The organism is Spiroplasma sabaudiense Ar-1343, from assembly GCF_000565215.1.
GTDB classification, from domain to species: Bacteria; Bacillota_I; Bacilli_A; order Mycoplasmatales; family Mycoplasmataceae; genus Spiroplasma_B; species Spiroplasma_B sabaudiense.
The window spans coordinates 297786-312064 of record NZ_CP006934.1; the positions used below are offsets into that span (position 1 = coordinate 297786).

At 30.8% G+C, this 14279-nt stretch carries 17 protein-coding genes and 1 tRNA gene; all 18 read left to right on the forward strand.

The features are described from left to right. Nucleotides 1–255, forward strand: a complete 255-nt coding sequence (locus SSABA_RS01410; RefSeq protein ID WP_025250815.1) for a hypothetical protein — start codon at nucleotides 1–3, stop codon at nucleotides 253–255. Continuing rightward, a complete protein-coding gene (gene rimM / locus SSABA_RS01415) occupies nucleotides 245–751 on the forward strand; it encodes a ribosome maturation factor RimM (protein WP_025250816.1) in 507 nt (168 codons plus the stop codon). The genes SSABA_RS01410 and rimM overlap by 11 nt, the downstream gene beginning before the upstream one ends. Next, nucleotides 751–1479, forward strand: a complete 729-nt coding sequence (trmD, locus tag SSABA_RS01420; protein WP_025250817.1) for a tRNA (guanosine(37)-N1)-methyltransferase TrmD — start codon at nucleotides 751–753, stop codon at nucleotides 1477–1479. The genes rimM and trmD overlap by 1 nt, the downstream gene beginning before the upstream one ends. Then, nucleotides 1480–1878: a 50S ribosomal protein L19 gene (gene rplS / locus SSABA_RS01425; RefSeq protein WP_025250818.1), complete on the forward strand. Its 399-nt coding sequence runs from the start codon at nucleotides 1480–1482 to the stop codon at nucleotides 1876–1878. 131 nt (nucleotides 1879–2009) lie between these two features. Continuing rightward, nucleotides 2010–2939, forward strand: coding sequence for a ribosome biogenesis GTPase YlqF (gene ylqF, locus SSABA_RS01430; protein WP_025250819.1), 930 nt, complete (start codon nucleotides 2010–2012; stop codon nucleotides 2937–2939). Next, entirely contained in the window at nucleotides 2923–3552 is a 630-nt protein-coding gene (locus SSABA_RS01435) for a ribonuclease HII (RefSeq protein WP_025250820.1), read from the forward strand. The genes ylqF and SSABA_RS01435 overlap by 17 nt, the downstream gene beginning before the upstream one ends. A gap of 1 nt (nucleotide 3553) precedes the next feature. Then, the gene (locus SSABA_RS01440; protein WP_025250821.1) at nucleotides 3554–5242 is read left to right on the forward strand and encodes a phospho-sugar mutase; all 1689 of its coding nucleotides are present in this window, start codon (nucleotides 3554–3556) and stop codon (nucleotides 5240–5242) included. 101 nt (nucleotides 5243–5343) lie between these two features. Continuing rightward, the gene (locus tag SSABA_RS01445; RefSeq protein WP_025250822.1) at nucleotides 5344–5649 is read left to right on the forward strand and encodes a single-stranded DNA-binding protein; all 306 of its coding nucleotides are present in this window, start codon (nucleotides 5344–5346) and stop codon (nucleotides 5647–5649) included. After that, nucleotides 5649–6407, forward strand: coding sequence for a DNA-processing protein DprA (locus SSABA_RS01450; RefSeq protein ID WP_025250823.1), 759 nt, complete (start codon nucleotides 5649–5651; stop codon nucleotides 6405–6407). Before SSABA_RS01445 ends, SSABA_RS01450 begins: the two co-directional genes overlap by 1 nt. 95 nt (nucleotides 6408–6502) lie before the next feature. Then, the gene (locus tag SSABA_RS01455; protein ID WP_025250824.1) at nucleotides 6503–8479 is read left to right on the forward strand and encodes an ABC transporter ATP-binding protein; all 1977 of its coding nucleotides are present in this window, start codon (nucleotides 6503–6505) and stop codon (nucleotides 8477–8479) included. Between the two features lie 14 nt (nucleotides 8480–8493). After that, entirely contained in the window at nucleotides 8494–8892 is a 399-nt protein-coding gene (locus SSABA_RS01460; RefSeq protein WP_025250825.1) for a hypothetical protein, read from the forward strand. A 106-nt stretch (nucleotides 8893–8998) separates the two neighbouring features. Further along, nucleotides 8999–10333: a methylenetetrahydrofolate--tRNA-(uracil(54)-C(5))-methyltransferase (FADH(2)-oxidizing) TrmFO gene (gene trmFO / locus SSABA_RS01465; RefSeq protein ID WP_025250826.1), complete on the forward strand. Its 1335-nt coding sequence runs from the start codon at nucleotides 8999–9001 to the stop codon at nucleotides 10331–10333. 68 nt (nucleotides 10334–10401) lie between these two features. Next, a tRNA-Arg gene (locus tag SSABA_RS01470) sits at nucleotides 10402–10478 on the forward strand. Nucleotides 10479–10555: 77 nt separating this feature from the next. After that, nucleotides 10556–11302, forward strand: a complete 747-nt coding sequence (locus SSABA_RS01475) for a DUF3196 family protein (protein ID WP_269077191.1) — start codon at nucleotides 10556–10558, stop codon at nucleotides 11300–11302. Nucleotides 11303–11313: 11 nt separating this feature from the next. Further along, nucleotides 11314–11640: a hypothetical protein gene (locus tag SSABA_RS01480; protein WP_025250828.1), complete on the forward strand. Its 327-nt coding sequence runs from the start codon at nucleotides 11314–11316 to the stop codon at nucleotides 11638–11640. A gap of 25 nt (nucleotides 11641–11665) precedes the next feature. Further along, nucleotides 11666–12961, forward strand: a complete 1296-nt coding sequence (obgE, locus tag SSABA_RS01485; protein WP_025250829.1) for a GTPase ObgE — start codon at nucleotides 11666–11668, stop codon at nucleotides 12959–12961. Between the two features lie 4 nt (nucleotides 12962–12965). Then, nucleotides 12966–13700, forward strand: coding sequence for an NAD(+) synthase (gene nadE / locus SSABA_RS01490; protein WP_025250830.1), 735 nt, complete (start codon nucleotides 12966–12968; stop codon nucleotides 13698–13700). Between the two features lie 4 nt (nucleotides 13701–13704). After that, nucleotides 13705–14196: a hypothetical protein gene (locus tag SSABA_RS01495; protein WP_025250831.1), complete on the forward strand. Its 492-nt coding sequence runs from the start codon at nucleotides 13705–13707 to the stop codon at nucleotides 14194–14196. Nucleotides 14197–14279: the final 83 nt, after the last annotated feature.

Consider the following 14279-nt stretch of genomic DNA (forward strand, 5'->3'; position numbering starts at 1 on the left):
ATGCTTATTAAAAAAATAAGATCACTTTTAATTGCATTGTTTGGTAATGACTCAAATTTTGAGGTTAGGGAGTTAACAAATCACTCTAAAAGTTATCGATTTTTAATCGTAATTGCCCAACGAGCAATTGAAGAGTCAATAAAAAATCAAGATGAATTGTTTTCATTAATTGAAAATCTAATAAAATTAAATCTTCAAGAGATTAACTTAGATGCAAAATTAGAAATTTTGTTTGAGGTATATAGTGGATTTTAAAGAAAATTTAAAGTATGTCGGTCGTATTTCAACGAGTCATGGAATAAAAGGAGAGCTGAAGTTTAAAATTGACAGCTCTTATCAGGATTTAGAAAAATGAGATAATCAGGTTCTTTATCTTGAAGATTCAAAAAAACTTCTAGTGCCTGTAATTATTGAGAAAAGCTATTATAAAAATAAGCATTTAATTATAAAACTTAAAAATTATAATTCTATTTCAGAGGTTCAAAACCTAATCAACTGCTTAGTTCAAATAGTTTTTCCCAATGATTTAGTTGTCAAAATTAAAACTTTAGTTGGCTATAAAGTTGACTTTAATGGCAAAAATATTGGTGTAGTTAGTGAAGAGCTATCAAATTCGGCTCAAAAATTAATTAGAATTAATATCATTGATTCATCTAAAAGTTTTTTAGTTCCGCTTGTTGATTATTTTATTAAATCTATAGATGACAAAGTCTTGAAAGTTTTTTCACAAAATATTGAGGGGTTAATGTAATGAAGTTCTCTATTTTAACATTATTTCCCAATTTAGTTGAAAGTTATTTGTCAGAATCAATTATGAAGCGGGCTCAGGAAAAAAATAAAATTGATATAGAAATTATAGATATAAGAAGTTTTGCTACCTCGCCTCATAACCAAGTTGACGATTATCAATATGGTGGTGGCAAAGGCATGGTGCTGATGATTGAGCCAATTGTCTTAGCTTTGGAAAGTGTGAAAAAAGACCACAGTTTAGTTGCACTATTATCCCCACAAGGAAAGACCTGAAATCAAGGAATGTCAAAAAAAATTTGTAGAGAGTATAAACACTTAATTTTGATTGCAGGCCATTATGAGGGTTTTGACGAACGTATTTTAAACTTTGTGGATATTGAATTATCAATCGGTGATTTTGTGATAACAGGAGGAGAATTGGCGGCTCTGGTAGTTGTTGATTCAATAACTAGAATCATCCCTGGAGTAATCACTTCAGAGAGCTACTTGCAAGAAACCTTTGAAAATAATTTACTTGATTTCCCTGTTTATACAAAACCAATTGATTTTAGAGGATTTAAGGTTCCAGAAGTATTAACTTCTGGGCACCACAAAAATATTGAAAATTTTCGCCAAGAGCAGGCTTTAAAAAATACGCTATTAAAAAGACCAGATTTATTAAATGAACAAAAATTATCAGATTATCAAAAAAAAATTTACCAAAAAATAAAAACGGAAGGAGACAAATAAATGAATGCATTGTCAAAAGTAACATCAGAATTTATAAATGGCCAATTACGCAATGATTTACCAAAATTTTCATCGGGTGATACCATTAAAATTAATGTAAAAATTAAAGAAGGGGAAAAATTTCGTATTCAAGCCTTTGAAGGATTAGTAATTAAAACTCAAGGAAGCGGAGTTTCTTTCACAGTTGTTGTTAGAAAAATTTCAAATGGTGTAGCTGTGGAAAGAACATTCCCGTTACATTCGCCAATAATTGACTCAATTCAAGTAATCAAACGAGGACGAGTTCGTCGTGCGAGAATTTACTACATCAGAAAATTATCAGGAAAAGCAGCTAGAATTAAAGAAATTGTTACTGCAAGACCTGTTAAAGGCGCAAGCGTTGAAAAAAAGCCTAAGTAATATTGTATTATTTAAGTTTCAATTTTTAAAAAATTATCTTTTTTAAAAATTGTTTTTTTTTGAATAATTTCTAGGCTTTTACCCGTATTGTTCGAAAATAAGTTAAAATATATTAGTAAAGGGGTGGATTAATGGAATCAGAAAAAGCTCTTTTTAATTGATTTCCTGGTCATATGAATAAGGCGATCAAGGAGATCCAAAATCAAATTCCTGTTGTTGATTTAATAATTGAAATAGTTGATGCACGAGCACCGTATTCTTCACAAAATCCAATTTTTAAAAGAATTTTAGCTACTAAAAGCAAATTGATAATTTTTACAAAATGTGATTTAGCCGATCAAAAAGTTGTGGAATCCTGAAAAAATTATTTTGAATCAAATGGAAATTTCGTTTTTTTAATTAAGAATAAATCTGTTCCAATTTTAAATGATGTAGTTAAACTAATAAATCAGATAACTTTAGCAAAGCAAAACCGTGACAAAAGTCGGGGAATTGTTAATCCTCAAATTAATGTTCTAGTAATTGGCGTACCAAATGTTGGAAAGTCAACAGTAATTTCAAGGTTGTCAAAAGGTAAAGAATTAAAAATTGGAAATAAACCCGGTGTAACAAGAGGAATGCAAAGAATTAGTTTGGATAAAAATATTACTCTAATTGATACTCCCGGAATTTTACCTTCAAAGTTTAGTAGCGAAAAAGAGGCTATTAACTTGGCGGCAATAAATGCCATCAAAAGGGAGGTTCTACCCCAGGAACGTTTTGTGTTTTTAATTTTACAAAATTTGTACAATAACTATAAAGGTGCTTTAGAAAACTATTTTGGTGAAAAATTATTTTTTGAAAGGCCAATTACCCAAGAAGATACAATAAAAATTTTAGAACTTACTGCAATGAAAAATAAGTGAGCAATCCTTGATGGGGTTTGGGATATTGAAAGAGTAATGGAAGTTTTTATAATTGATTTATTCAAACATAAAATTCCAAATATTAGCTTTGAAAACCCACAATTTTTAATTGATGAATCAAAAATTCCGAATTTAATTAATGAAATCAGCCAATAAACGCTTTTTATTTGATCAAAATATTAGATTTTCCGAAAGTGTAAATTTGATATCTGGATCTGATGAAGTTGGCCGAGGAGCCATGGCCGGTCCGGTTGTTGTAGCCTCCATAATTTTACCCAGTGACTATGATAATGAAAGAATTAAGGATTCAAAATTGTTGAGTTCCAAACAAAGAGATTCTCTATATCAAGAATTAGTTAACATTGCAATAGATTATAAAATAAGTATCATTGATCACAGCGAAGTTGATAGAATTAATCCGAAGCAGGCAAGCTGTAAAGGAATGATCGAGACAATTTCTCAATTAGAAATTGTCCCACAATTAGCATTAACTGATGGTGAGCGAGTTACAGTTCCTGGAGTTAGAAATTTAGCAATTATTAAAGGTGATAATTTAAGTCAAACAATTGGAGCTGCTAGCATTTTAGCCAAAGTCACACGAGATGAAATAATGCTTGAATATGCTAAAAGATATCCTGAATATCAGTTTGACAAGCATAAAGGCTATTGTACAATTGCTCATCAAAAACTTGTTAAAGAACTAGGAGTTTTGCCAATCCATAGAAAAACCTATAAACCAATTATAAAAATTTTGAAAGAAGGCCATTAAAATGAAATTTGATAAAAATGACAGCATTTATAAATCATGAATTAATCATCAATTTCTTGACAAGGATATTAAAGAACAGCTACTAAATGCAAGCGATGAAGAGTTAGCTGCTGCATTCGAACTTGAATTAGAGTTTGGAACAGCTGGAATTCGTGGGATTTTAGGAGCTGGACCTGGTCGATTTAATTTATATACAATTAAAAAAGTAACAATCAGCTATGCTAAGTTGTTAATTAAAAAATATCCAAACGAATTAGAGCGTGGTGTTGTAGTGGGTCATGACAACCGTTATCAATCAACAGTTTTTGCTAACTTAGCCGCTGAAATACTAACAAGTTTTGGGATTAAAGCCTTTTTGTTTGAAGAAAATGCAATGAAACCAACTCCTGTCGTAAGTTTCTCAACAAAGCAATTAAATTGCATTGGGGGAATTGTTATCACCGCAAGTCATAACCCAGCTCAGTACAATGGTTATAAAATTTATGACGAATTTGGTTGTCAATTAATGCCAGAAGACACTGATGTCATTGCAGCAGAAATGGAAAATATTGAAGATATTATTGGATGAACATATAAACCAAATATGAAGTTAATGGACACAGTCGGAGAAGCTACAATCGGCGCGTATGTTGAAATGGTTGCCAATCTGCAATTTTTTAAAAAATCTAAGCGTGACAACTTTAAAATTGTTTATTCAAATGTAAATGGTACGGGAATTGAATTTGTTCCACCGCTTTTAAAAAAATATGGCTATGAGGTTATCCAAGTAGAAGAGCATGCTTTTGAAGATCCTTCATTTAGGAATGTTGGTAACCCAAATCCTGAATTTGAGCCAGCATGAAAATACCCGATTGACTATGCAAAAAAACATCAAGCAGATTTAATAGTTATTAATGACCCAGATGCTGATCGAATTGGAATTGCAATTCCAAATCCTAAAAAACCTCAGGAATTTATTCGTTTAAACGGAAATGAAACCGGGGCATTATTAATTAACTGAAAATTAAGTCAACAAAAATTAAACAAAACTTTACCAGAAAATCCAGCACTTTATTCAAGTTTTGTTACAAGTGATTTAGGTGATCGAATTGCAAGTGAAAGCTACAATGTTAAAGTAATTAAAACTCTAACTGGTTTTAAATGAATGGGTTCTGAAATTTTAAAAGAGCCTCAACGAGATTTGAATTTTGTTTTTGCTTACGAGGAGTCATTTGGTTATGTTCTGGATTCTTCGACTCGCGATAAAGACGGAATTCAAGCAGCAATAATGTTAACTGAGGCAACTTGATATTACAAAACTCAAAACAAAACCTTATTAGATGTTCTAGATGAAATTTATCAGAAATTTGGCTATTATTATACAGACACAATCAATTTGAATTTCAAACCCGAGGAAATGAAATCAAAAGTAGCGCCAATTATGAAAAAATTACGTAGTGAGCCTTTTTCTGAACTTGGCGGTTTAAGAGTTGAAAATATTGAAGACTATATTGATGGTCTCTACAATATGCCTGGCCAGGATTTATTGAAATTTTACTTTGAAGATAACTCTTGATTGGCTGTTCGTCCCAGTGGTACAGAACCCAAAATTAAAATTTATTACATCACAGTTGATGAAACAATGGAAAAAGCCAAAGCAAAATTTGAGAGATTAAGCCACCAATTAAATGATTTTCTTGAATTAAATTAATAAAAAAATCTTCAAAATTTTGAAGATTTTTTTATTTAAATTTTATGATTTAGTTTGACAAAATTAAGATTATTTAACGAATGGTAATTGGAGGCAAGAAAATGAATAATGTTATTGTAATTGGTCAAATGGAAGGCGAACCACAAATCGTCTACACTTCAAAAGATGGTGAAAAAAAATTATACAAATTTACATTAAGAACCCCAAAACCTTTTAAAAATAAAATGGGAGAAATTATTGATGACTTCATCAATATAAAGGCTTGATCAAACACTGTTATTGATGAGTTTGGTCTTCATGACCAAGCTTATTTGGGAATTGAAGGACGCATTCAGTCATTCGGAAACAGTGATTTATCAACTTTTGCAAACGAAATTATAGCAAGTAAAATAATTTATTTAAATTAATGAAAAAAATACTTTTGTATTTTGCAATTAAACATTCTGGTGTATGGGATTCAATCTATAAGTCATTAGAGAAAAAGGAAAAAATTTCAATCTCTGATGTTGAAGGTTTAACTCCGGAGGTGCAAACTGCGGCGGTAACTATTCTTGATGCAAATTACCCAATTTGATTAAAGGAAATTCCTAAACCGCCCTTTGTATTTTTTCACAGTGGTTGCATAGATTTTTTAAAATCTTATAAAAGAAGTCTAGGCATTTTGATAAATCAAAACCCCAGCAAATATCAAATAAAAGTTATGAAAAATTATTTAAACTACTTTGCAAAAGAAAAAATAGTTGTTATCTTTATGATTACTGAGGGGTTAAATGAAAACTTTGCCAAAATCCTCAAATATGATATTAAAACTATTTTTGTAATTAACTCTCCACTAAGAGAATTTATTGAAGAAAATAGTGAAGTAATTAAAAAGTATGAGAAAAACAATAACATCTTAATTATTGCTGAAAATTATTATAAAAAACTACTGGATCCAGAATTTAAATATCAGTCACGCTTATTTTCTGGAATTACTAGACAGACTCTAGTAATTGGGGGTTCAAGAACTTTAAGCTTTAAAACTACTATCGAAAGTTTAATTGATTCTGGTAAAGAAATATATGCTATCCCAGAAGAAATTTATTCAAATAATTTTTCAAATAATTTAATAAAAAATGGTGCTATTTTAATTGAAACTCCAAACGAAATTTTAAATTACTTCTAATGCCACTTTGCTGGTATTTTTTATTTTTTTGAAAATTGTTATTAAAAGTAGTATTATTATAAGAGCTTTTATATTAATAAAAAAGGAGGAACGTAATGTCCAGTAAAAAAAATAAAGTTGCTCTTAATCAACACGAGGCCATTATCTCTTCAAACCAGGCAGCTGAAGAGTTAATTACTAAAAAAAATAAAAAGTCTTTTTTTAGTTTATTATCAGATTACTTTAAGCGATACTGAATTATTACTATTTTAATATTCGTTGTAACGCTACTATCGTCAATAGCAACTGTTCTTGGACCTAAAATTACTGAACGTCTAATGGGTACATTAATGGCAGGACAGTTAGAATCTGCATTTAAATCTCCAATCAATGGTGATACGATTTCAGATTTTAACGATTTTGTTAAAAATACTTATTCTTTTATTGGTGCAAAAATTGTCAATGATAAAGTCGTTTATTTTTCGGTTTTATTTGGAATGCAGTTAACTTGAACTGGATGAATTTATGTCCAATTAGTTTTATTTGGTTTTATAGCGATCTTTACTTTCATTTCAAACTTTTTAGCAGGTTTAATGGGTAAAAGAATTGAAATTAGTTTACGTAATAAAGCTCTGGAAAAACTTGTAAAGCAAGATATGAGTTATTATTCTGATAAAAAAATCGGAGAAATTTTAACAAAAATTGTTTCTGATACGCAAATAATTGGGGAACAAGCTCAACAAGTTCCTGTAACAATGTTATCTGCGATATTTACTTTTTTCGGTTCTTTAATCGTAATGTCGACAATTAATAGTTATTTAACAATTGTTGTTGTAATAACAATGCTAATTATTTTGGCAACAATATTTGTTTCATTTGCAATTGTTAAAAAAATGATGTTTAAAGTAAGAAGTTCGATTACAAGAATAAATGGAGATGTGACAGATCGTATTAATACAGTTAGACTTATCAAAGCCTCGGGAACTGAGGAATATGAAACACAAAGATTTAAGGATGTTCATGAAGATTACTACTCAAAATCTAAAAAATTGGTAAACATGCAAGCAATTATGATAACAATAATGATTGCTGGAATTTCTTCAATTCAGGTAATAATTGTAATTGCGGCGGCAATTAAGTACAATAACAATATTGCCACTCTTTCTGTTGTTTTAACTTCGTTTATTTCAGGAGTGGGAACAATGATTGGACCCCTTATGCAAATGGTTCGAGTAGCTGTGGGTATTGCTTCAGCCTCAACTTCGTCACAAAGAATTTATGCAATAATTAAATCAGAGTCAATTATGGATCCTCACTATGATCCAAATGAAGGAATTCACATCGAACATATCGATGGTGATATAATATTTAAGGATGTTGAGTTTGCCTATCCTGAAAAACCTGAGCAGCTCATTTTACCAAAATTCAACATTACATTTGAAAAGGGAAAAAGTTATGCTTTTGTTGGTGAAACAGGTGTTGGAAAATCGACAATATCTAAGTTGCTATTGCGATTCTATGACCCTTCAAATGGAGAGGTTTTAATTAACGGTAATATTAATTTGAAAGATGTTCAATTATCAAGTTATTTAGACAAAGTTGGTTATGTAGAACAAGAGCCTCAAATCTTATTTGGTGATGTCATGGACAATATTCGTTATGGAAGATTTAATGCCTCAGATGAGCAAGTTATCGAAGCGGCTAAAAAAGCAGAACTCCATGATCTAGTTCAGACTTGACCAGATGGTTATAAAACAATTTTGGGAGAGCGAGGCTTTATGCTTTCAGGAGGACAAAAACAACGTCTTGTTATTGCAAGAATGTTCTTAAAAGATCCAGAATTACTAATTTTAGATGAAGCGACAAGTGCTTTAGATAATATAGTTGAAAAAGAAATTCAAGGAAATTTGGAAGCTCTGATGAAGGGAAGAACCACTATTTCAATTGCCCACCGATTGAGCACTATAAAAAACTCAGACAAAATTATTGTTTTAGCAAAAGGAATCGGAGCCGCTCAAAGTGGTACTTTTGACGAGTTAAAAAACAAACCAGGACATTTCCAACAGCTTTATAAAGCTGGGTTAATGGACTAATTAAGGAGAAAAAAATGAAAAAATTTGGTAGCATATTAATTATTGTGTGATCTCTTATCGCATTTATTGTAGGAATTACTAACTTATTTGTATCAAAAACTGGAGGAGCAGTCGCAGTAATCGGAGGAATTATTTACTTATTTCTTCTAGGGGCTGTTGTTGTTAATGGTATTATTGGAATGTTTAAAACTAAAAAATATCTAGGTTGAATTACAGTTTCTGTTGCATCGGTTATCTTAGTATTGTTAGTTTTAACAAGCGCAGGAATAGCAAATGACTCATTTTTTGCAATGTGAGGAAAAGGAACAGGAACAGGATTAATGGCTGGTTTTGCAGGAGCCGCATTAGTTTTAACAGCAATTTGTTATTCAATTGGTTTGACACTTATTTCTATAACAACATTGAAAAAATAATGAAATTAAAAAATGCTTGAAAATTGAAATTTTCAAGCATTTTTTTAATGAATTTTAACAAAATTAACTTCAACAATTTTCTTAAAATAAGTGGTATACTTGAAATATGAAAAATAAAGTAAATATTATAGGTGCTGGTCTGGCAGGCTGCGAAGCGGCGTACCAATTAGCAAATCTTGGTTTCCAGGTAGACTTATATGAAGTCAAAAGAATTAAAAAAAATGAAGTTCAAAATTTAGATTCACTTGCTGAGTTAGTTTGCTCTAACTCACTAAGGAGCAAGGAACTAAGTAATGCTGTTGGCACCCTAAAAGAAGAAATGAGGCTTTTGGGTTCATTAGTTATTGAAGCAGCAGAGCACGCAAAGATTCCTGCAGGAGGTTCTCTGGCTGTTGATAGAGAAATCTTTTCAAATTTTATAACTGAAAAAATAGCAAATCATCAAAATATAACAGTTATTGATCAAGAAGTTACGACTATTAATAAAAACTATCCAACAATCATTGCTTCAGGACCATTAACAACAGAAAAATTGCAAAAAGAAATTCAAAAAATTGTAGGTGAGGAATACTTTTATTTTTTTGATGCCGTGGCGCCAATTGTAAAAAAAGACTCAATTAACATGGAGAAGGCTTTTAAAAAAAATCGCTATGAGAAGGGTGATACAGAAGATTATATTAATTGTCCTATGAATAAATCCCAATACGATGAATTTTATAAAGAATTAACTGGTGCTAAATTGGCTGAAGCCCATTTAGAAAACGACAAAAAGCTCAAATATTTTGAAGGTTGCATGCCAATTGAAGCTATGGCTAAGAGGGGTTATCAGACAATGCTTTTTGGACCACTTAAACCAGCAGGTCTAAGAAACTTGGATGGTTCAGACAATTTTGCAGTTGTTCAACTGCGACCAGATAATGCAGCCGATGATTTATACAATTTAGTAGGTTTTCAGACAAATCTGCAATGATCTGAACAAAAGCGAGTTTTTCAATTAATTCCCGGTCTTGAAAATGCAGAATTTGTTAGGTTTGGAGTGATGCATTTAAACAATTTTATTAACGCACCTTTAATCCTGAATCATTTTATGCAAACCAAAAAAAATTCTAATATTTTTTTTGCCGGTCAAATTACAGGAGTTGAAGGCTATGTCGAGTCGGCTGCAACTGGAATTCTAGCTGGAATAAATATGGCAAAACATCTTGAAAATGCCCAAATGATTAAGCTTCCTTCAACTACAGTTCTTGGGGGGTTAATTAATTATATTAATACAACAAGTTCACACAATTTTCAGCCAATGAAAGCAAATTGGAGCATCGTTGCTGATTTGCCAGTTGAAGAAATGAAAGTAAAGAAAATTGACAAAAAATTGTCTTACTCAAAACGAGCTTTGCAAGAAATCAATAAAATAATAGATTATTTTCAGCTTAAAAAAAATTAATAAAAAAATAAAAAATAATTCATTTAGTAAAAATGTTGCAAAAAATATGCTATTATTTATATGGAAATGCCCACGTAGCTCAGTAGGATAGAGCATGCGCCTTCTAAGCGTAGGGTCAGAAGTTCGAATCTTCTCGTGGGCGCCATTTTAAAAAAAAGCAAACGGACGCATTGAATAAAGCGTTCGTTTTTTATATAATTTAACAAGAGATGAGGGATACTTATCAAGGAAAATTTTTACAGCGAGTTATTAAATGAAATTGAATCGCTTGTTAATGAAAACAAGTTTTTTGAAGCTCAAGAAAAAATTGACACAGAATTAAAAATGCCCTATATTCCAGCGGAAATAGAATCAAAAATCTTAGAAATTCAAAAAAAAGTTGCATTAAATTTTAATAAAAATAAGGAATCAACAAACTCTTGAAATTTAGTAAAAATAGTGGATGCACTAAACAGTGACAACACTAATTATCAACTAGATGCAATAAATGCACTAAAAGATTTTAATGCAAGAATGATATTAAATGATGTAAAAGTATTTTTACTTAGCGATTTAAGTTGTGATGAAAATAAAATTTTGATGATATTTACTTTGGCTTCGCAGCAAATTAATGATGAATTTACAGTCAAGAAAAATAATGGAATCTTTAAGATTGACCTTAAGAAAAATGATTTTCAAGGACCTATTGTTAAATTAAAGCAATTAAGAGAAGAATTAATTGATTTAATTTATAATGATAATCCCAGTCTTTTTGGTGTTTGTGATTATATATTAAATAGTTATTTTTACAGCACTTTTCCAATGACTATAGAAGAAGCAAATAACGATTTGATCGCTGCTATTTGATATAAAGGAGCTCTTGCTCAAGGAATCGACTTAGGAATCGACTTCTTATTGTCAAAAATCAATTTTAGCAAAAGTAACTTTGAAAAAATTTGCCAAAAAATTACAAATTATAAAATAATTTAGGAGGAAAAAACATGGAAAGAAAATTTTTAAGTAGCGATTTCAAAATCTTCAATGATCCAAAAAACATAATGAAAGAATTGTTTGGAATCGCCTGTTCGCTTTGTGGAGATGAGGAAATCAAATATGTTGCTTCAAATGCACCACAGTCAATCGGGGAGATTGCAACTGAAGCTCTTGAGGACAATCCAAATATTACAGATAGCGAGCTAGATGAAATGATCGATGAGCCCATTTCAATTTGACAACAATTTGATGATGAAAACGCAGAAAATTTAATTCCAACCTTTTCTTGTGAAGTTTGTTATGAACAATTATTAAATGGAGAAATAACATTATAAAAATAAAGAAAAGGAGTATTAAAATATGAAATTCGTTGATGTAGCTCTTTTTGAAGTTAAAGCCGGAAAAGGCGGTGACGGTGCCGTTAGTTTTCGCCACGAACTTTTTGTCGCCAATGGTGGACCCAATGGTGGTGATGGTGGTGATGGTGGTAGTGTTATTTTTATTGGTGATGAGGGTAAATCATCACTACTAGATTTAAAACTCCAAAAAAATTACTTTGCTTTTGATGGTGATAAGGGCGACATTAAAAATATGCATGGACGCGACGGTAAAGACATAATTGTAAAAGTTCCGGTTGGAACAGTTCTGATAGATCAAATTTCTCAAAAAATTTTAGCTGATTTTACCAGCGAGGGTCAAAAAATAATTTTAGCAAAAGGTGGTAAAGGTGGTAAAGGAAATGCTCGTTTTGCAAATTCACGTAATAAAGCACCAACAATTTTTGAAGCTGGAGAACTTGGGGAAAAGTATTCAATAAGAGCAGAACTGAAAGTTTTAGCAGATGTTGGTTTTGTTGGTTTGCCAAATGCGGGGAAATCAACATTGCTAAGAGCGATTTCTAATTCAAAGGCCGAAGTTGCAGATTACCCTTTTACAACATTAAATCCCCAACTTGGAGTAAGTCGCGATAATCAAGGACGTAGTTTTACAGTTGCTGATTTACCTGGTTTAATTGAGGGTGCCAGCCTAGGTAAGGGTCTGGGACATGAATTTTTGCGTCATATTGAGAGATGTAAAATAATTTGCCATGTCATTGATATGTCAGGAAATTATGGAACCGAAGACGTTATTAAAAACTACGAATTAATTCGTAATGAATTAAAAACTTATAACCTTAATTTAGAAAAACGTCCAGAAATTATTGTCGCAAACAAAATCGATTTAGAGGAAGCTCAAATTAATATTATTGATTTTAAGGAAAAGTACAAAGATTCCCAAATTATTGAAATTTCAGGATCTAAGAAAATTAATATTGGAAGCTTGTTGACTGCTATTGCAGATATTTTAGAATCAGCACCCGACATTCCTTTGTGAGAAATTACCGGTAATGAAATAACTGAAGGGGTAAAGGTATACACTTACGAAGCACCAGTTAACGATATTCAAGTGATCAATTTAGGAAATGGTCGTTGAGATGTTAAGGGTGAATCTGTTTTCAAAATTTATCAAAAAACCCCAATTGCAACTCATGATAACTTGCTGCTTTTTAATGAAAAGATGAAAAAACTGGGGGTCTATGATATTTTGAGAGAAAAGGGAGCTGCCAAAGGTGACCTTGTTAAAATATTTGAAATTGAATTAGAATGAATGGATTAGAACAATGAAGATAAAAGAATATGTTAATTTATTAGTTGATTTTATAAAGACAGAAACTCTTAAAGCAAAGGCTGATGGAGTAATTGTTGGTATTAGTGGGGGGATAGACTCCGCTGTTGTTAGTTTACTGGCAAAAAAGGCTTTTCCAGATAATTATTTAACAGTTTGAATGCCAATTAATTCCTCAGCAGAAGACTTAAAATGTGTAAATGAATTAATTTCTGATTTTAAATTAAATCACGTTGAAGTAAACTTAAAGCCAACATTTGAAAGTTTGAGCAATGCAATTCAAGACACAAATATTAATTGCACCGATTTATCGCTTGCCAACACTAAAGCTCGTTTAAGAATGACCACACTTTATAATTTAGCGCAAACTAAAAACTATTTAGTTTTAGGAACTGACAATGCAGTTGAGTGACATATTGGTTATTTTACTAAGTTTGGTGATGGGGGATGTGATTTATTACCATTAGTACACTTATTAAAAGGTGAAGTTAAAGAAATGGCTAAGGAACTTGGAGTACCAAAATCAATAATCGATCGTGACCCAACCGCATCACTTTGAGAAGGCCAAACGGATGAAAAAGAAATTGGTTTTAGTTATTCTGAAATTGATGACTATCTAAGAGGTAATAATTCCAATCAAGCCGTTAAAGATCGTATTGATTACTTGCACCAAATTAGTGAACATAAAAGACGCGGAGCAAACCAACCCTTAAAATTTAAAGGAGAATAAAGCCGTGCTAGATGCTAACAAAACTAACTTATTAAATAATTTTTTAAATGCAATATCTGACACTCAAATGGATTTAATTTTTGAAGAAATTGGGGAAGGTATTAATTTAGTTTTTTCGCACATAGTTTATTTTGATAAGGTTAGAAAAACGCTAAGTCTCCAAAGTGAAATTCAAAGTCAAGAAGAAATTTTAGAACAGTTATTAAGTCAAAAATATAGCGACATGAAAGTCTATAAAAAACTTTTTAATTATTTTGAATCCACAGAAGGAATAGTTGATTTCGCTTGCCAATGCCTAAAATCAGAATGATTTAATCCAAATTTACCATTTTTTTTAATTTCTTTTTTAGAAAAAAATGGCATTTCTGAGTCAGAATTTTGTTTCTTAATGATTATAAGTATCAAGGATGATTTTATTGATTACTTTATAAATGATATAAATTTGGAAATGTGAACCTTGGATATGTTAAAAATTTTGATTGAAAATAATGATTAAATTAAAATCAAATAATTTTTTAATAAAAAAGTGGTATAATGAGATAAATTGACGATAGGGCTATCTGAAATTTATTAAATTGG